Origin of the sequence: Pseudomonas sp. LjRoot277 (assembly GCF_964253845.1) — a bacterium.
In the GTDB taxonomy this organism is placed as follows: Bacteria; Pseudomonadota; Gammaproteobacteria; order Pseudomonadales; family Pseudomonadaceae; genus Aquipseudomonas.
Genome location: NZ_CAXURI020000001.1, coordinates 3603784 through 3619478, shown reverse-complemented (window position 1 = coordinate 3619478; position 15695 = coordinate 3603784). Strand labels below are relative to the sequence as shown.

Annotated in this window: 16 protein-coding genes and 1 pseudogene; 14 read left to right on the top strand and 3 right to left on the bottom strand. The window is 54.2% G+C overall.

Translation table 11 applies throughout. The features are described 5' to 3' along the window. Positions 1-86 precede the first annotated feature (86 nt). Positions 87-260, bottom strand: coding sequence for a hypothetical protein (locus ACSQ87_RS17090; RefSeq protein ID WP_436273888.1), 174 nt, complete (start codon positions 258-260; stop codon positions 87-89). A 193-nt stretch (positions 261-453) separates the two neighbouring features. After that, on the bottom strand, positions 454-981 hold the full coding sequence (locus ACSQ87_RS17085) for a hypothetical protein (protein ID WP_436273887.1): 528 nt from the start codon (positions 979-981) through the stop codon (positions 454-456). A gap of 84 nt (positions 982-1065) precedes the next feature. Between ACSQ87_RS17085 and ACSQ87_RS17080 the strand changes: the two genes are divergently transcribed. From ACSQ87_RS17080 to ACSQ87_RS17070, 3 genes are all read left to right on the top strand, one after another. Next, a complete protein-coding gene (locus ACSQ87_RS17080) occupies positions 1066-1350 on the top strand; it encodes a helix-turn-helix domain-containing protein (protein ID WP_019649822.1) in 285 nt (94 codons plus the stop codon). 1229 nt (positions 1351-2579) lie between these two features. Further along, entirely contained in the window at positions 2580-3860 is a 1281-nt protein-coding gene (locus tag ACSQ87_RS17075; RefSeq protein ID WP_429571071.1) for an ImmA/IrrE family metallo-endopeptidase, read from the top strand. Between the two features lie 311 nt (positions 3861-4171). Then, entirely contained in the window at positions 4172-6589 is a 2418-nt protein-coding gene (locus tag ACSQ87_RS17070) for an AAA family ATPase (protein WP_436273886.1), read from the top strand. A gap of 432 nt (positions 6590-7021) precedes the next feature. Here ACSQ87_RS17070 and ACSQ87_RS17065 read toward each other — a convergent pair whose 3' ends face one another. Continuing rightward, the gene (locus ACSQ87_RS17065; protein ID WP_436273885.1) at positions 7022-7990 is read right to left on the bottom strand and encodes a DNA-binding protein; all 969 of its coding nucleotides are present in this window, start codon (positions 7988-7990) and stop codon (positions 7022-7024) included. Between the two features lie 180 nt (positions 7991-8170). Between ACSQ87_RS17065 and ACSQ87_RS17060 the strand changes: the two genes are divergently transcribed. The 11 genes and pseudogenes from ACSQ87_RS17060 to ACSQ87_RS17010 all read left to right on the top strand — a co-directional run bounded on the left by ACSQ87_RS17060 (position 8171) and on the right by ACSQ87_RS17010 (position 15670). After that, complete coding sequence (locus tag ACSQ87_RS17060) at positions 8171-9151, top strand: site-specific integrase (RefSeq protein ID WP_436273884.1); 981 nt, start codon at positions 8171-8173, stop codon at positions 9149-9151. A gap of 165 nt (positions 9152-9316) precedes the next feature. Next, positions 9317-9526 carry a DUF2813 domain-containing protein gene (locus tag ACSQ87_RS17055; RefSeq protein WP_436273883.1) on the top strand — a complete coding sequence of 70 codons (210 nt, stop codon included), beginning with the start codon at positions 9317-9319 and terminating at the stop codon, positions 9524-9526. A gap of 234 nt (positions 9527-9760) precedes the next feature. Then, a pseudogene (locus ACSQ87_RS17050) lies at positions 9761-10152 on the top strand (potassium channel family protein); the annotation flags it as partial. A 282-nt stretch (positions 10153-10434) separates the two neighbouring features. Continuing rightward, entirely contained in the window at positions 10435-10827 is a 393-nt protein-coding gene (locus ACSQ87_RS17045) for a hypothetical protein (RefSeq protein WP_436273882.1), read from the top strand. Between the two features lie 100 nt (positions 10828-10927). After that, positions 10928-11326, top strand: coding sequence for a hypothetical protein (locus tag ACSQ87_RS17040; protein ID WP_436273881.1), 399 nt, complete (start codon positions 10928-10930; stop codon positions 11324-11326). Between the two features lie 126 nt (positions 11327-11452). Continuing rightward, a complete protein-coding gene (locus ACSQ87_RS17035) occupies positions 11453-11701 on the top strand; it encodes a DUF2933 domain-containing protein (RefSeq protein ID WP_436275098.1) in 249 nt (82 codons plus the stop codon). Between the two features lie 78 nt (positions 11702-11779). Continuing rightward, positions 11780-13858 (top strand): copper-transporting P-type ATPase, encoded by a 2079-nt coding sequence (locus tag ACSQ87_RS17030; RefSeq protein ID WP_436275097.1) that lies wholly within the window; start codon positions 11780-11782, stop codon positions 13856-13858. Between the two features lie 117 nt (positions 13859-13975). Next, positions 13976-14245, top strand: coding sequence for a heavy-metal-associated domain-containing protein (locus tag ACSQ87_RS17025; protein ID WP_436273880.1), 270 nt, complete (start codon positions 13976-13978; stop codon positions 14243-14245). A gap of 83 nt (positions 14246-14328) precedes the next feature. Beyond that, positions 14329-14763: a YeeE/YedE family protein gene (locus ACSQ87_RS17020; RefSeq protein WP_436273879.1), complete on the top strand. Its 435-nt coding sequence runs from the start codon at positions 14329-14331 to the stop codon at positions 14761-14763. A 2-nt stretch (positions 14764-14765) separates the two neighbouring features. Further along, positions 14766-15209 carry a DUF6691 family protein gene (locus ACSQ87_RS17015; protein WP_436273878.1) on the top strand — a complete coding sequence of 148 codons (444 nt, stop codon included), beginning with the start codon at positions 14766-14768 and terminating at the stop codon, positions 15207-15209. Between the two features lie 269 nt (positions 15210-15478). Further along, positions 15479-15670 carry a ribbon-helix-helix protein, CopG family gene (locus ACSQ87_RS17010; RefSeq protein ID WP_419115986.1) on the top strand — a complete coding sequence of 64 codons (192 nt, stop codon included), beginning with the start codon at positions 15479-15481 and terminating at the stop codon, positions 15668-15670. Positions 15671-15695: the final 25 nt, after the last annotated feature.

The following is a 15695-nucleotide window of genomic DNA, read 5'->3' as shown; positions in this document are numbered from 1 at the left end:
TGCATCCAGGGGGCATTCTCTGACCACATGTAATGGGTCGAAAATAGGCGTTTGCAGCCACGGTCACCTTGAGGATTAGGGTTATGCTAGCCGCCCGCAAGGCGCCCAGCAGGTTCATGTTCTATTCCGAATTGCGAGGCCGCATCAAGAAATCTATGTGCTACTTCATTAGATCTATTTGCCATCATGCGCTGAGCTTCGGCCTCAAATTGAGCTTTTAAAAACCACTTAGACGTTTTGACTTTACGTCTTCCTTTCATGGCCGCCTCTCGTGAACACTGTTGGGTAAGCGTGCTTCTTCGTCGCGCTCGTAGTGGCCTATCGCCGGCAGCGATGATTAGCGTGGAGGTCGATAAGTTTGAAAGCCTGAAGTATCCGTACCCTCCTCCCCGGTTTGATCTGCAAAAAGGTCTCCTTTGGGATTGAGCTACGGTACCAATGGAGAGTCGACAACTACTCAGGGGCATCCTCCTCATCAGGTAGATTTACTGCGTTGACCATTCGAGTGATGACGATAGACAACCAGGTTTGATGGGCGACAAGCTCTGGATCAACGTCACCATCCGCATTGGACGTTTCATAGAGTGATCTCCAGCCCAGGATATCTGCTGGGTCGACCATAGCGTTGTCTCTGAATACAGCTTTTGAAGCAAGCCGGTAGGCGTATGTATCCAAGCAAGCGTCATCCGCTAACCTTAGCTCCACTCGGCCAAAATCAAACACATTCTCAGCGATCCATCGCGGAGAGCCGTTAAGTTTTGGAGGAATTGCCAGCAGGACACCAACGATGGCCTTATCTGAATCAGGCCGATCCATTTCGTTGAACAGGTCGATCAGATGTTGGCCGGAGAAGCGTTTGACTATCTCTATCCCCTGCTCCGGCTGAGCAACGTTCGCCACCGCGACCATCAGCATGGTTGAAGGACTGTGCTCATTACTCGTCGCAGATAACTGACGGGCGCTTATCTGAAGTGCGGACATAAATCTCTCTCAAAATGAACACTATAGATTGTAGCTCTATAGAGTTCAAAAAGGCTTCATCGTTCCTTTTGTGGATTAAGCAAAATGGAACTGAAGGAAGCGTTCGCCATTGCGTTACGTAACACACGGCTTCGCCGGGGCTTGACCCAAGAAGATTTTGGAATCGTCAGTAGCAGGACATATCTCAGTACGCTTGAGCGCGGCCTTAAGAACGTGACATTGGAAAAGGCATCGGAGCTTGCCGACAGAATGGGTGTGCATCCACTCACCCTCCTCCTTGAGAGCTTTTTGCTCCTCGATCCGGATACAGATTTAGACTCGCTGCTTGAACGAATTCGGCGTGAGATCAATACGGACCAAAACTCTTAGCTAAGCGCCGGTGATGTCGAACTATTGCAGAGCGTTGTCTGGCGTCTCGTGCAGAGTCAAGTAATCTCGACCTTGAGCAACTTGAGGGTTCCGGGGAAGTCCCCCTAGTCAATCTCAAGGTATACGAGAATCTCCAGCATGGCCCCTATGGCGTGCTGGCCAGGTAGGCGACTGGTTTTCCGGCGATATGTCACCTGCCGTTGACCAACCTCTCAGCGGCCACTGAACGATGTTTGCAACGCAGACTACAAAAGGTGCTTCAGCGAAGACAACACCTGCCTTCTTCGCCACAGCGTGGATGGCCCTGCCGGCCGACATCTGCTGCTGGCTGTCATAGAGGCACTTATTGCAGAGCAGACATACCAGATAAAATTGCGCCAAGTGTTCGGCGCTCTCGTGGATTCAGCGGCCATGGCCCAAGTGCGGTCCATCTGACAGCGAGCGTAAAAGCTCAGTGTGAGCCGCTATGTATTGACGCTCTTTAGAGTGACGAGGACGGAGCGATCCTCGGGGATCCTGCAAGCGGCTCACTGCACGGCGGGCCTGGAGGACTGATCTTTACCCAGTATGTGGCTAATGTCCTAGAGGCAACGCTGGAGCACGCTACGGTTCGTAACCTTTCGGATGAGCTAGATCGAGGTACCCTTTCATCCCTAGTAATGCCTGGCGACTTTATATTTGTGCAGGGTCGTTACCAATTCACTGACCTGACGCCTGCATCTCCCGGCAGTCAGCCAGTGACGGGCACTCGCTCAGTAAATAGCGTCGAGATCAAGTTCGTATTTAATCGGAATGAAGGCACGTCGACGTCAGCACGGGAGCTTTGGTTGACTGGGACTCAATCCTTGGGCTGTCTGATAAAAGTGGTATGCCTCGAACGATCCGGAAGCAAGATACATTTGGCCGGTACGGTCCTTGGCATTCGAAACGCCCTACCTGAGCTCAAGACGAGAACCTATGAGTATCGCCTTCACGACTATGGGCTTGGGCTTGATTTTATGGTGGATGAGGGAGCGGAGGATCTTTCAGCTTTTGATGACTTGTGCAGTTAGTTCAGCTCCTTGCTTCGCACCCGGGCAAGGCAGCAGGACTTGGAACGGCGATAACGTTCCGCTATCGTCATAGAGTGTAAGCACAGATTCATCTCCAGGATTTGGCTAGGCGTCCCCGCCTTGCCCCCCCCCCGCCCCTGCAGCACCAGCGACCAATAAGGACATCTCCCAACCCGTATGGAAACAGCGAAACTCAGCACGTATGCAAAGGGCGATGTCTTTGAGGAGAAGGTATTCGATTTCTTGTCCCGCGAAATCGAGGAGGGTCGGTACCTGTTTTTGCCCAAGTACTGCACGATTCACAGAAAAAAGCGTTACTACTCCCGCGACCGGGAGGATTACATCGTCTTCGATATCGCGATCGAGGTCACCATGACTGGCCAAGACAGAGCATCTCTGATCACCCTGGTCGAGTGTAAAAACTACGAGGGAACGGTACCCGTCGGTGATATTGAGGAGTTCGGATCGAAGATCAGCCAGGTTACCGGTTTCAACGTGAAAGGCATTTTTGCTTCAATGAGCGCATTTCAATCGGGCACGCTCAACATAGCCAAGAACAAGGGGTTCGGTGTTGTACGGTATTTCGAGCGAGAAGGTTTTCAATGGGAGCTTGCTCGCACATTGCTGACCGGTGTTAGAAATGCAGGCGCGCGCACGCGAGCCCAGATCGAACATGGGCTGACCCACCCTGGGTTTCAGTCAACCATCTATGACGTCTATGCAAGGACGCCCCAAGGTTATACCAACGTTTGGGACGGGATTTGGCAGGGTCTTGATTTAGAGGGCGCGTTCGACGATCAGAGCCTAAACGCAATCCGCCAGCCTCGCCAGTCGGTGAAGCAACGCGTTGCCTTTCTTTCCAGAGATAAGATTGAAGAGCGCGCTAACCAAATATTGGGTGAGCTTTCGTATATCAGAGGAAGTGTCGACCTAGAAAAGCTGGTCTCTCGTGAGCAGCAAGCCGGCGAGTTCACCGTCAGCTACCTCCCGGAATCTGATTCCGCGTTGGGCAGCATTTCTTTCAGTCCGCCAGAGATTAAGATTTTTACCGATGATCCTCATGCTCATCTGGCAAGGTTCACCCTGGCGCACGAGCTTGGGCATTTTTACTTAGGCCACCAGCGGTATTTGACGCGGGAAAGAATCCGAGCACAGGACATTTCGCAGAGCCAGAGCATCACCATTCCGAAGGGTGATATTGAGCGCCTGGAGTGGCAGGCGAATACGTTCGCGTCTTACCTGCTAATGCCCCGAGAAGATTTTTCCACTGCATTTAAGCTCTTGATTGAGCACCACGAAATTCGGAATCGAGGACATGGAGCGCTGTTCCTCGACACCCAGCGCGCGAACGTGAACAACTTCCATCTTGTCGCCGGCGCGCTCAGCAAATACTTCAGCGTATCCAAGGCAGCGATCAGATTCCGCCTCATTGCGTTGGGGCTACTAGTCGAGGTTTGAAAGTCTTACAGATCAGGACGTTTGCCAGCTCACGCCTCCGCTGACATGCGCTTGATGTGCAGGGCCGTCGTCTAAACAAGAGGCCATAGAAATTTCCATGGGACGCTTCGCTCCGACGAGTTTCGCGAACGCCTCTGGCAGTTCCTGGGCGATTCATGGGACGCGTGGTGGCAACTAGTAGACGCCATGATGGGCCAGGAGTAATTTCGCTTTCTTCTGGATGCTTGGGCTAACAAGCACATCATCAGTATCGGCTGCTTCAAATCACAGCCACGCTTGGGTCTGTGGTTTTCTCACAAGGGACGAGAGAAATGATCGATTCACTGCGCCTGGCAAATATTGCCACCTACGGAAAAGCCCCGGTCGATGTCGACGACCTCAAGGAGATCAATTTCTTTTACGGCGCCAATGGCGCCGGTAAAACCAGTATCAGCCGCCTGATTGACTCACCCTCTTCCTGGTCTGATTGCGAAGTCAGGTGGCGAAAAAGCGCGCCCCTCGAAGCCATGGTGTACAACAATGAGTTCATCGAAAAGAATTTCACCAAAGCGACTGATCTGAAGGGCGTGTTTACACTTGGCGAGGCACAGCAAGCCCAGCTGGATCAGATAGCCGATACCAAGGCAGAAATTGGCAGGCTGGAAGCCCTCAGGGACTCACTCCGTGAGACGTTGAGTGGAGCTGACGGCACTGGCGGGAAAACCTCTGAGCTCAAGAACCTTGAAAGCGCTTTCAAGGACAAGTGTTGGGATCAAAAGCGAAAGCATGACGCTATATTCCAAGAAGCCTTCACAGGATTCCGAAACAGTGCGGACAGCTTTCGAACTAAAGTCCAATCGGAGCAGAAGTCTAACTCCTCAGCTCTGACTACTCTGGAGTCCTTAGCCGAACGCGCAGGGCTACTGTATGGCGACACTCCAGCTCTGGCTTCTAGCATCCCAGGGATTACGCTGGATTCACTGACGGCACTCCACAGCGACCCCATCCTGAAAAAGCGAGTCTTGGGTAGGAGCGACGTTGATATCGCGGCCATGATAGCCAAACTCAACAACAGCGACTGGGTCAGACAAGGCCTCAAATATTTCGAGCAGAACAACGATGCCTGCCCGTTTTGCCAGCAAGCCACCACGAAAGAGTTCGAAAACAGCCTCGCTGAATATTTTGACGAAACCTTCGAGACCGACACATTAGCGATCGAATCATTGCAAAGCGCCTACCAGATCAAGGTCGCGGCAGCGAATGAGCAGACTAACCTTCTCCTCGCGGTCGAATCATCGTTCCTCGACGCTGACAGACTCGCCCCACACATAGGTCAGCTGAATTCACTCCTGGCTATCAATCAGCAGCGAATTCATTCGAAAAAAGCTGAGCCGAGCGCACAAGTTACCCTGGAGTCATTGGACGATGTCGCTGGGGAAATTTCGGCAATCATCAATGCCGCCAACACGAAAATCGTAGACCAGAACAAAATCGTTGCGAGCTTTGCGGCCGAGAAGAAAAAACTCACCGGGGAGGTATGGAAGTACATCCTTGATACAGAATTGAAGGATGCTCTAGGCGATTTTGATGCCAAAAGGGATGCGCTGGACAAGGCAATTTGGGGGCTCAACACAAGGCTGCAAAAAGTTGTGACGGACATCTCACAGAAAACCCGGGTACTGGGGGAGCTTGAGAAAAATATTACCAGTATTCAGCCCACCGTAACCGCTATTAACCATCTACTGAAGAGCTTTGGTTTCCGAGGCTTTTACTTGGACATCGCATCGACGGGCAGCGCTTACAAGCTTGTGCGCGCAGACGGAAGCGATGCGAAACACACGCTCAGTGAAGGGGAAAAAACATTCGTCACCTTTTTGTATTTTTATCACCTGCTTAAGGGCAGCTCCACCACCACAGGCATGACTGCAGACCGAGTTGTTGTCATTGACGATCCAGTATCGAGCTTGGATAGCGACATTCTTTTCATTGTCGGCAGCCTCATCAAAAGGCTGTTCAGCGAGATCCGGAGTAAAACTGGGTACATCAAACAGATCTTCATACTTACCCATAACGTCTATTTTCACAAAGAAATCACCTTCAATCAGGATCGACGTGAACTGGCCCTGAAGGATGAGAGCTTCTGGATTGTGAGAAAGCCTGGGCTGCAGTCGACGCTTGAACGCTACCCCACGAACCCAATCAAGACTTCATACGAGTTGCTTTGGGCGGAGCTCAGGAAACCTCAAATTCAGAGCCTAACCATCCAGAATACGCTACGGCGTATCTTGGAGAATTATTTCAAGATATTGGGTGGTGTCGACCTGAACAACCTCTATCAGCATTTTGAGGGCGAGGAAGTCATCCATTGCAGGTCGCTGATTTCATGGGTGAACGACGGCTCCCATTACACGCATGACGATTTGTATGTGGCGATCGAACAGCCCATGGTTGCCAGTTATACGAAGATTTTCTTCAAAATCTTCAAAGTGACAGAACAAATGCCTCACTACAAAATGATGATGGGCGACAGTTTCGTAGACTTGGATGCTCCGAGTGCTCCAGCCGAGACTCAAGCGCCTGATGCCATGCAGCCACAAGGTGAGACCACAATCGAGGCACTCGACAACACGCAACCCATAATCGTAGACCAGCAAGCACTGCAAGGTGGAGTTGTTAGTAGCTCTAACGTTACGCTGCCGCCAGCTCCAAGCCCACCTGACTCACATGAAGACTCGGATATCCCCTTCTGAGGAAGTTGACCTGAACCAGTACAAAGTTGGCTTGCGACCCTTCGAGATACTTGTCGACAATCATATATAGCGAAAACAGCTCCCTGAGGGGGATTTCTCCTTGGGAGTCATGGGGTTTTTACCTATGAACCGGGTTGTCCGGGATGGTGTAAGAATTTTTGGTGCTGGTCATTTTGAGCCGATTACAGGGTTGATTTTCAGGACAGAGGCCCCATTTATGTTGCTCGATCAAGGGCATTCACCTTGATGCGAGCAATCGCAGCATTGGTTGCCATAGACAATAACTTTCTAAAAAGTTGATGTTATGAAGAAGCAGCAATTCAGCATGCAGATTTTCGGGCTGCCCCGTAGCCCTGATCCGCCGCCATTATCCTGTGCCACACCATGGCCGCCTTGGTAAACCGTGGCCATTGGGAAAGCCAACTTCCAGCCTTAGTCGTCGACTTCTTTCGCGATGGAGTTTTGAACCGCATTTAATTCTTTTGCCAGCTCCGTCGCCTCTCGTGACCTATTTTCTAGAGCCTCAGAGAGCTCGTTGACGTCGCGCTGCAAGCTGCTTACCTGATCCAGCAACACCTGCTTGCCGCCCTCGCCTTGCGCAATCAGCGTTTTCAACGAACTAATTTCGCCCGCTTGGCGCTCTCGGACTGTTTCCAAATCCAAATACCCCTTCTGCTGCTGTCGAGCCTCGGTCAGCAGACGTTCATTGTCGCGATTCAGCTGAGTCAGCTCATCCTGCTTGATGATCAGCGTTTGCTGCAGGTGGCGCAGCTCCATCTGGATCTGTTGCAGCTGTCCTTCGTGCCGAAGCTGTTCTTGCTCGCGCTGCTCCTTAATCGCGCTGCGATAGTGCTCCAGTGCATCGCGCGTATGCAGGTGCTTCTCATCCAAGGAGCGAATCTGCTCGTCTTTCTCCTTCAATCGCACTTCAAGATCCTGGTTGGACTGGCTGAGCCGCGCATTCCGGGTTTGTTCGGCCTGTAATGTCGTACGGCAAGTCTGTAATTCGCTCGACTCGGTGTCCAGCGCGCTACGCTGGATATCGAACTGCTGCTGGAGCTGGCCCAAGGCGTGCTGACTGGCTTTCAGCTGTTCGCTTAATTCACTTTTGTCGGCGTCCGCAGCGGCGAGCGCCCGTTCAATTTGCTCCTCGCCCTCCTCTTTCAGGCGCTGTGCCAGGCGCGCCACCAGCTCACCCAACTCGTCACTGAGCGCCTGCTGGGGAGCACCACGGCGCTGGTCAACTTCGTCCAACTCCTTCAAATAGCGATGAATCGTCGTCTTTGAGCCGGTATTTCCGAGCTCAACGCGCACCGCATCAATGCTCGGGTTCTCCCCGCGCGCCAGCAGCGCCTCACGCGCCTTCTGCACTATTGCCTTGTTGACGCCGCCACGGGCCATTTTCTGCTCCTACGATTTCGTACTGTTTTACATACCATGTATTTACGTTCTATTTTGCCATGATGTAAAGCGCTATAAAACCGCATTTATCTGATAAAATAATCGAGCGTTATCGCATCATAGAGCTGATTTTCATCTTTTCCACGCAGGAAAAGGTACGTTTCGCGCTGAAGGGTCGAGATGAACAAAGTTGATCGTTATCTGCAGGCCGGCACCCGGGAAAACACCCGGCTCAGCTACCGTGCCGCGGTGGAGCACTTCGAAGTGACATGGGGCGGGTTCCTGCCGGCAACAGGGGATGGAATCGTGCGTTACCTTGCCGAGTATGCGGACAAGCACGCTATCAACACGCTGAAGCAGCGCTTGGCCGCATTGGCTCAGTGGCACATCACGCAGGGATTTCCGGATCCGACGAAAACGCCCACCGTTAAACAGATGATCAAGGGCATTCGGACATTGCATCCGTCCCAAGAGAAACAAGCGACCCCTCTCCTACTACTCCACCTGGAACAAGCAGTGAGTTGGCTTGAGCGAGAGGCGGCCCTGGCCGCTGAGCGCGACGACTACAAAAGCGTGATGAGGCATCGACGAGACATTGCCTTGGTGCTGATTGGATTCTGGCGAGGTTTCCGTGGTGACGAACTAGCACGCCTGCAGGTTGAACACACCCAAGCCGAATCAGGGATAGGGATCACTTTCTACCTGCCGCATACGAAAGGCGATCGACAACACCTAGGGACAACATTCCACACCCCCGCGCTCAAGAAGCTCTGCCCCGTTCAGGCTTACATCAACTGGATCACCGTCGCCGGCATTGCGCAGGGCCCAGTCTTCAGAAAGCTCGATCGTTGGGGGCATCTGGCTGAAGACGGCTTGAATGCCAACAGCCTGATTCCACTGCTGCGGCGAATTTTTAATCGCGCGGGGGTGTCTGGCGATCTGTACACCAGTCACTCACTGCGTCGCGGCTTCGCCACCTGGGCCGCGGCAAATGGCTGGGATATCAAAGCACTGATGACGTACGTCGGTTGGAAGGACATGAAGTCAGCAATGCGCTACATCGACACGGCAGATTCCTTTGGGGAGTTGGCGACAGGTCGGCCGCTCACTTCCTTAGCTATTCCCCAAGCGCAAGCGTTGACAGTGGCTGAAAATCTCTAAGGACCGGGTGAGGTGCCGCGAGTCAATTTGTTTCACCGTTGATGGAACGGTTGGACTCGGTTCGCGGGGTTGTGCGCCATCTACTAAGATTTCCGGCCATGGCATCTCGCCATGAGGCCGAGCCCCGCAAAGCGGGCGGCCAATTCGCATGAGAGAGGAAATCACGTGCGCCTATCCAAGCTGAGCATTCGTAATTTCCGCAATTTCACGACCATTGATATCCCGCTAGCAGGCAATGTCGTGTTGCTGGGCGAGAATCGCGTAGGCGAGAGCAACCTGCTGTTTGCCATTCGCTTGGTGCTGGATCCGACGCTCCCTGACTCCGCACGGCAGCTGAAGCTTTCCGATTTCTGGGATGGCGTAGTTGGCAGATAAAGACGGCAAGATTGGTAGCGGATCCTGGAGCGGTGTAGCAGTGAACTTCATGGCGCAATCACGACTCAGTGGAATAGACGTTGTGGCGCCAGTAATGAGCCCGACAGTACGTTGCGTGTACTGGTCTTTATGATCTACATAAATGACAAGGTAATGGGATAGGCCATGCGTTTTTATGTATTGTTTAGGCAACCTGGCTGCACGTCTCATGCTGGCAGCGCGCGCCGGTGCCCTATACTTTCGATTACGTTAATCAATACGCTGGTGGTGGTAATTGCGGTGATCATTCATTACGAATGTTTAATGCGCCTCAATGAATGGCTACCCAAGGCTGAAAGCCTGGAGCTGATTCAGAATGGTTGTGGGGGTATTCGGGGCACTGATGGCCCATGCAGTCGAAGTCTGGTGTTTCGCGCGGGCCAACTGGCCAGTGGGGCAGTTTGCAGGGCAGCTTCGATGGCTCGTTCATGGACTGCGTGTACTTTTCCTTTACCACCTATACGACCATCGGTTTCGGTGATATCTCACCTCTTGGCGATCTCAAGTACCTGTCCGGACTGCAAGCGCTGACAGGTCTGGTGCTGATCTCCTGGATCGCGTCATTTCTATTTGTCGAAATGCAGAAGACGCTCAGGCGCGCTTTCTCGGTTTTGAATGTCATCGCGATCTCGACAATGCAACCCAGGTTATTTACCACCTCCAGCTTTGAGTGTCGGACGGTTAAAGCACGCGTTTCAAAGGGTCTGACTCACGCCCTTTGAAATTGGGCTGATGAGCAGTTCAGGGGAATGGCAGCACCCGACCTGACAACTGATCACGCTTAACTTGACATGGATCAAACGTGGCACCTTGATGTGCTATAGGTTGAAAAAACCAAATCCCGTAATTGAGTTGCCGGGGAAAGCTCCATGCTCTGGTTTCGCCATCATCAAGCTGCGTTCATGCGCCTCGCCATCGTGCTGTGGGTGCTAGCGTTCGGCATGGCGGCGAGCCAAGGATGCCTGGCGCAATCCAGCCATAATCCAGCCACACCCCACGTGTCACTCAGCACCTCACAACACGACGATGGTCACGACGCCCATGCCATCGGCTGTCTTCAATACTGTGCCGATACGGCAATTGCCATTAGTCCATCGCTGCATCTTCCTGTGCTTGATTTCACCAGCTGGGCGTTTCTATTGCTGGCCCCCGCATTGCTGTTGTATCCGACCAAACCCTCTGCTTTCGCCTTTCTTGCATTACAGCGCCCGGCTCCCGCCAGGCCGCCCGCACGCCTGACTTTCGTCCGCTTCAACGATTAAACCGACCCTCAGCGCGCCGAGTTCCGGCCGCACTGCCTGGCTGCGCCAATCTGGCGCGGCTGGGTATTACCTGTGTTGTCCTGACCTTTTGGAGATTGCCATGCATGCCTCATTGAAATTGATCCTCGCCACCCTGCTTGTAAGCAGCCCGCTCATGGCCTCGGCCGCTGATGAGCACCACCCTGAACAGACACCGACCACGCCAACTCAAACGAGCGAAGCGGCCACACCGACGCAAAACAAAGCTATGACCGAGCAAGTGCAAAAAATGCAGGCTGCACATGACAAAGCAGCAGCAGCCAAGACCCCTGCCGAACGACAGGCCGCAATGCAGGAGAGCATGAAGACGATGAAGGACAGCATGGCCATGATGCATAAAAACTGTAATGGCATGGGCATGTCCGGCGGCAAAGACGGTATGGAGATGGGGATGATGAACATGATGATGAACATGATGGATCAGCAGTCGAGCATGATGAAGATTCCCATGAGCAAGTGATGCAGACAAGCCTGTAGCCAATGCCACGGCGGTTTCCCCTTAGCCAGCATGGCAAGGGTAAAACGCCGAGCGTTGATCCTGCCCGACGCCCTACTAGAAATCACTCTTCGGGAGTGCCAAACCATGATGAGTTCACAGCACTCGACCAACGATTCTCCAACATTCTGGAGAAGCAAAACCGGCATAGCGCTGGGCATGCTGCTGGTCATCGCACTGTTCTACCTGGCCAGGGAGCACTACGGCCATATCCTGGGCCTGCTGCCTTACATGATTTTGCTGTTGTGCCCGCTGATGCATCTGTACGGACACCACCACGGTGGTCACCGCCATCACGGTGAAACTGCGAGCTCCGTCAAGGACGACAACAGGAGTTGACTCATGCACGGCACTGAGCTTCATGTCCATCAGACACCTGCGCAATCGTCAGCGGCTACCGCTGAATACACCTGCCCCATGCATCCGGAAGTCCACCAGATCGGCCCCGGCACGTGCCCCAAGTGTGGCATGACCCTGGAGCCGGTGATCCCCGAACTGGAGGAAGAAGAGAACCCCGAACTCAAAAACTTCACCCAGCGCTTCTGGTGGACATTGCCACCGACAGTGATCGTCACCGTGCTGGCCATGGGCGGCCATACCCTGGAGCTGTTCCACGGTCCCACACAAAACTGGATCGAGCTGGGACTGGCCACACCCGTGGTTCTTTGGGCTGGCTGGCCATTTTATGTACGCGGCGTGTATTCGGTGATTCAGCGCAGTCCGAACATGTGGACGCTGATAAGTCTTGGCACGGCAGCAGCCTTCCTTTACAGCGTCGTCGCCACCCTGGCCCCCGACGTCTTCCCCAGCACGTTCATGATGGACGGTCGCATCGGTGTGTACTTCGAGGCGGCGGCGGTGATCATCTCACTGACCCTGCTCGGCCAGATACTCGAGCTCAAGGCTCGCTCGCAAACCTCGGCAGCCATCAAGTCGCTGCTCGGACTGGCACCCAAAACCGCCCGACGGATCAATGCCAACGGCACAGAAGAAGACATCCCATTGACCCACGTACACAGCGGCGACACCTTACGCGTGCGACCGGGCGAAAAAGTGCCTGTCGACGGTCAGGTGCTGCAAGGCGAAAGCGCTGTAGACGAATCGATGCTCACCGGCGAACCGATGCCGATCATGAAAGGGGCTGGCGATGCACTGATCGGCGCCACCCTCAACCTCCACGGCAGTCTGGTGATGCAGGCACAGAAAGTCGGGTCGGCCACCCTGCTCGCGCAGATTGTCCAGATGGTGGTGCAGGCACAACGCTCGAAGGCGCCGATGCAACGTCTGGCCGACGTGATTGCCGGCTACTTCGTGATCGTGGTGATCACCATCGCCGCGCTGACGCTGGTCGGCTGGGGGCTGTGGGGGCCCGAGCCAAGCTGGGTATTTGGCCTGATCAACGCCGTAGCGGTAATGATCATCGCCTGTCCCTGTGCCCTCGGATTGGCGACCCCAATGTCGGTAATGGTCGCCACCGGCAAAGCTGCCGGCAGTGGCGTCTTGTTTCGCGATGCCGCCGCCATCGAGAACCTGCGCAAGATAGACACCTTGATTGTCGACAAGACCGGCACACTTACTGAAGGTCGGCCAGCGTTCCATAGCGTCGAGGCTGCACCGGGATTTACTCAGGATGAAGTGCTGCGCCTGGCGGCGTGCCTCGATCAGGGCAGCGAGCACCCGTTGGCTCAGGCCATCGTCGAGCAAGCCCGCGCCGCGGGCCTGACGCTGAGCACACCTGAAACCTTCGAGTCCGCCTCTGGTATTGGCGTAAGCGGTCAGGTCGAGGGGCGCCGCCTGACGTTGGGCAATACCGTGCTGATGCATGAGGCTGGCGTCTCCACCGAGAGCTTGCAAGTACAGGCCGAGACGCTACGCAGTGACGGCACGAGCATCATGTTCCTGGCGGTCAATGGCGTCCAGGCGGGATTACTGGCTGTAGCCGACCCCATCAAACCTACCTCGAAGCTGGCAGTCGAGCGTCTACAGGCAGACGGAGTCAAGGTCATCATGGCCACTGGCGACGGCCTTACGACGGCCCGTTCGGTGGCTCGTCAATTGGGTATCGAGGAAGTGCATGGCGAGGTTAAACCGCAAGACAAAGAGCGCCTGGTCGCGGCTCTGCAACAGACCGGGCACCGTGTAGCGATGGCTGGCGACGGCATCAATGACGCCCCTGCACTGGCGCGCGCCGATGTGGGTATCGCCATGGGCACTGGCACTGACGTGGCGATGAACAGCGCTCAGGTCACCTTGGTCAAGGGCGATCTGCTCGGCATCCTGCGTGCTCGCAGCCTGTCAGTAGCAACGGTGAGAAACATGCACCAGAACCTGGCCTTCGCCTTCCTTTACAACGCCATGGGTATCCCGTTGGCCGCCGGTTTGCTCTACCCGCTTACCGGCCACCTGCTGTCGCCACTGATTGCCGCACTGGCTATGAGCGTGAGTTCGGCGTCGGTGGTACTTAACGCGTTGCGCCTGCGCCAGGTTTTAATTTAATGAGCGATAAAGGCTGCTTGACCTTACCGTCGTGGCAAGGTTGAGAATAAAACCAGGGTCGCGAAAAAGCCGCATACATTGGCCCTTTTACGATCAATTCCTTATGAGGAGTCATTGATGAACAGCGTTGAACTGCAAGTCCAGGGCATGAGCTGTGGCTCCTGCGTCAAACAGGTAACCCAAGCGTTGCGCGCGCTCAACGGAGTCAGCGAAGTGTCTGTCGACTTGCAATCCGGACGAGTGAGGGTCAACGGTGATCCGGACAGCAATGCATTGCTTGCAGCCCTGCAGGAAGCCGGCTATCCAGCACAGACTTCGGAAGGCGCCCAGAGCGAGAAGAAAACCGCAGGTTGTGGCGCTAAAGGCAGTGGTTGCTGCTGCCGGTAAACTTCTTTTGAACGAAGGTTGTTGGCTAAATTCCCTTGCCGATGTCCATGATCGGCACCCACTATCCTGCGCAAGAGCACTCAATGGTAATTGACTGGATCAATTTCACCCCTTGGAAGTCGTTGGCCGGAGGGGCTCTGATTGGCTTGGCCGCCGGGCTTTTTCTCATACTCAATGGGAGAGTGGCCGGGATCAGCGGTTTACTGGGTAGCTTACTCAGTCGAGATCATGAAGGCCGTTTGGAAAAAGCTGCATTTCTACTCGGGTTGTTCATTGCCCCTCTGATCTGGCTGCTTTTCACTCCCCTCCCCGTCATCGAGTTTCAGAATGGCTGGCTCAGCCTGCTGCCGGCAGGGTTACTGGTAGGACTCGGTGCTCGTTATGGATCAGGGTGTACCAGCGGACATGGCGTGTGCGGCATCTCCAGACTGTCGTTACGCTCCACGGTGGCGACACTGAGCTTCATGACGGCGGGATTCGTCACCGTTTTCGTCGTTCGCCATGTATTGGAGGGCTGACTATGCGTGCGCTGATTGCGTTGCTCGCAGGATTGATTTTCGGACTGGGCTTATTGCTCGCAGGTATGGCAAATCCTGCCAAAGTATTGGGATTTCTCGATCTGACCGGGACCTGGGATCCATCACTGGCTCTGGTGATGGTCAGCGCCATTGCCGCAGCGATCTTGCCTTTCAGTTGGGCAAAACGGCAGAAGCGTTCTCTGCTGGGCGAAGCAATGCAGCTGCCTCAAAACCGAGTACTTGATCGACGTTTGATCGGAGGAAGCCTGACGTTCGGCGCCGGCTGGGGCATCGCCGGCATCTGCCCGGGACCTGCAATCGTTGGACTGGGTGCCGGATTCTGGCAAGCCGGTGTGTTTTTTGGTGCCATGTTGACGGGTATGATCCTCTTCGAAGTGGTTGAGCGCTTTACCGAGAAGGTAGGCATGGGTAATGCCACCCCATAAGGGGCCCCCTCCTCAATGTGACTGCATACGGCGTCGGCTTGCCTGTAATAGAAATCAACGCAGCTGTTGCTAGGCAGCTATAGATTCGAGAGAAGCCATAGTTAGCTGCCCCTTCACTACCCGTCTATTTATCCGTTCTATTACCCATTCCTGGTGGGGATGTCATCACCACTCGTTGAGCTAGCGCTAACGAACCTAATCGGTGACAAACAAAGCCCCTACCATTACAATTTGATTATCATCGAACGACTTAGGGTACCGGTAAAATCATGGAAAATAAGACTGCACGACTGACTGTGCTCATTGATCCCGTCAAGAAAAAAGCCCTTGAGGAGCTCTGTGCATCCCAGGACCTAACCCCTTCACAGGTCGTCCGTCAGCTTATTCGAGACTACTTGGATACGCATGGCGTGACCTACTCGACTTCGACCAAAAGCAGAATTGCGGCCAATGGTAAGTGATGCAATCGCGAATGGGCTGGCACGG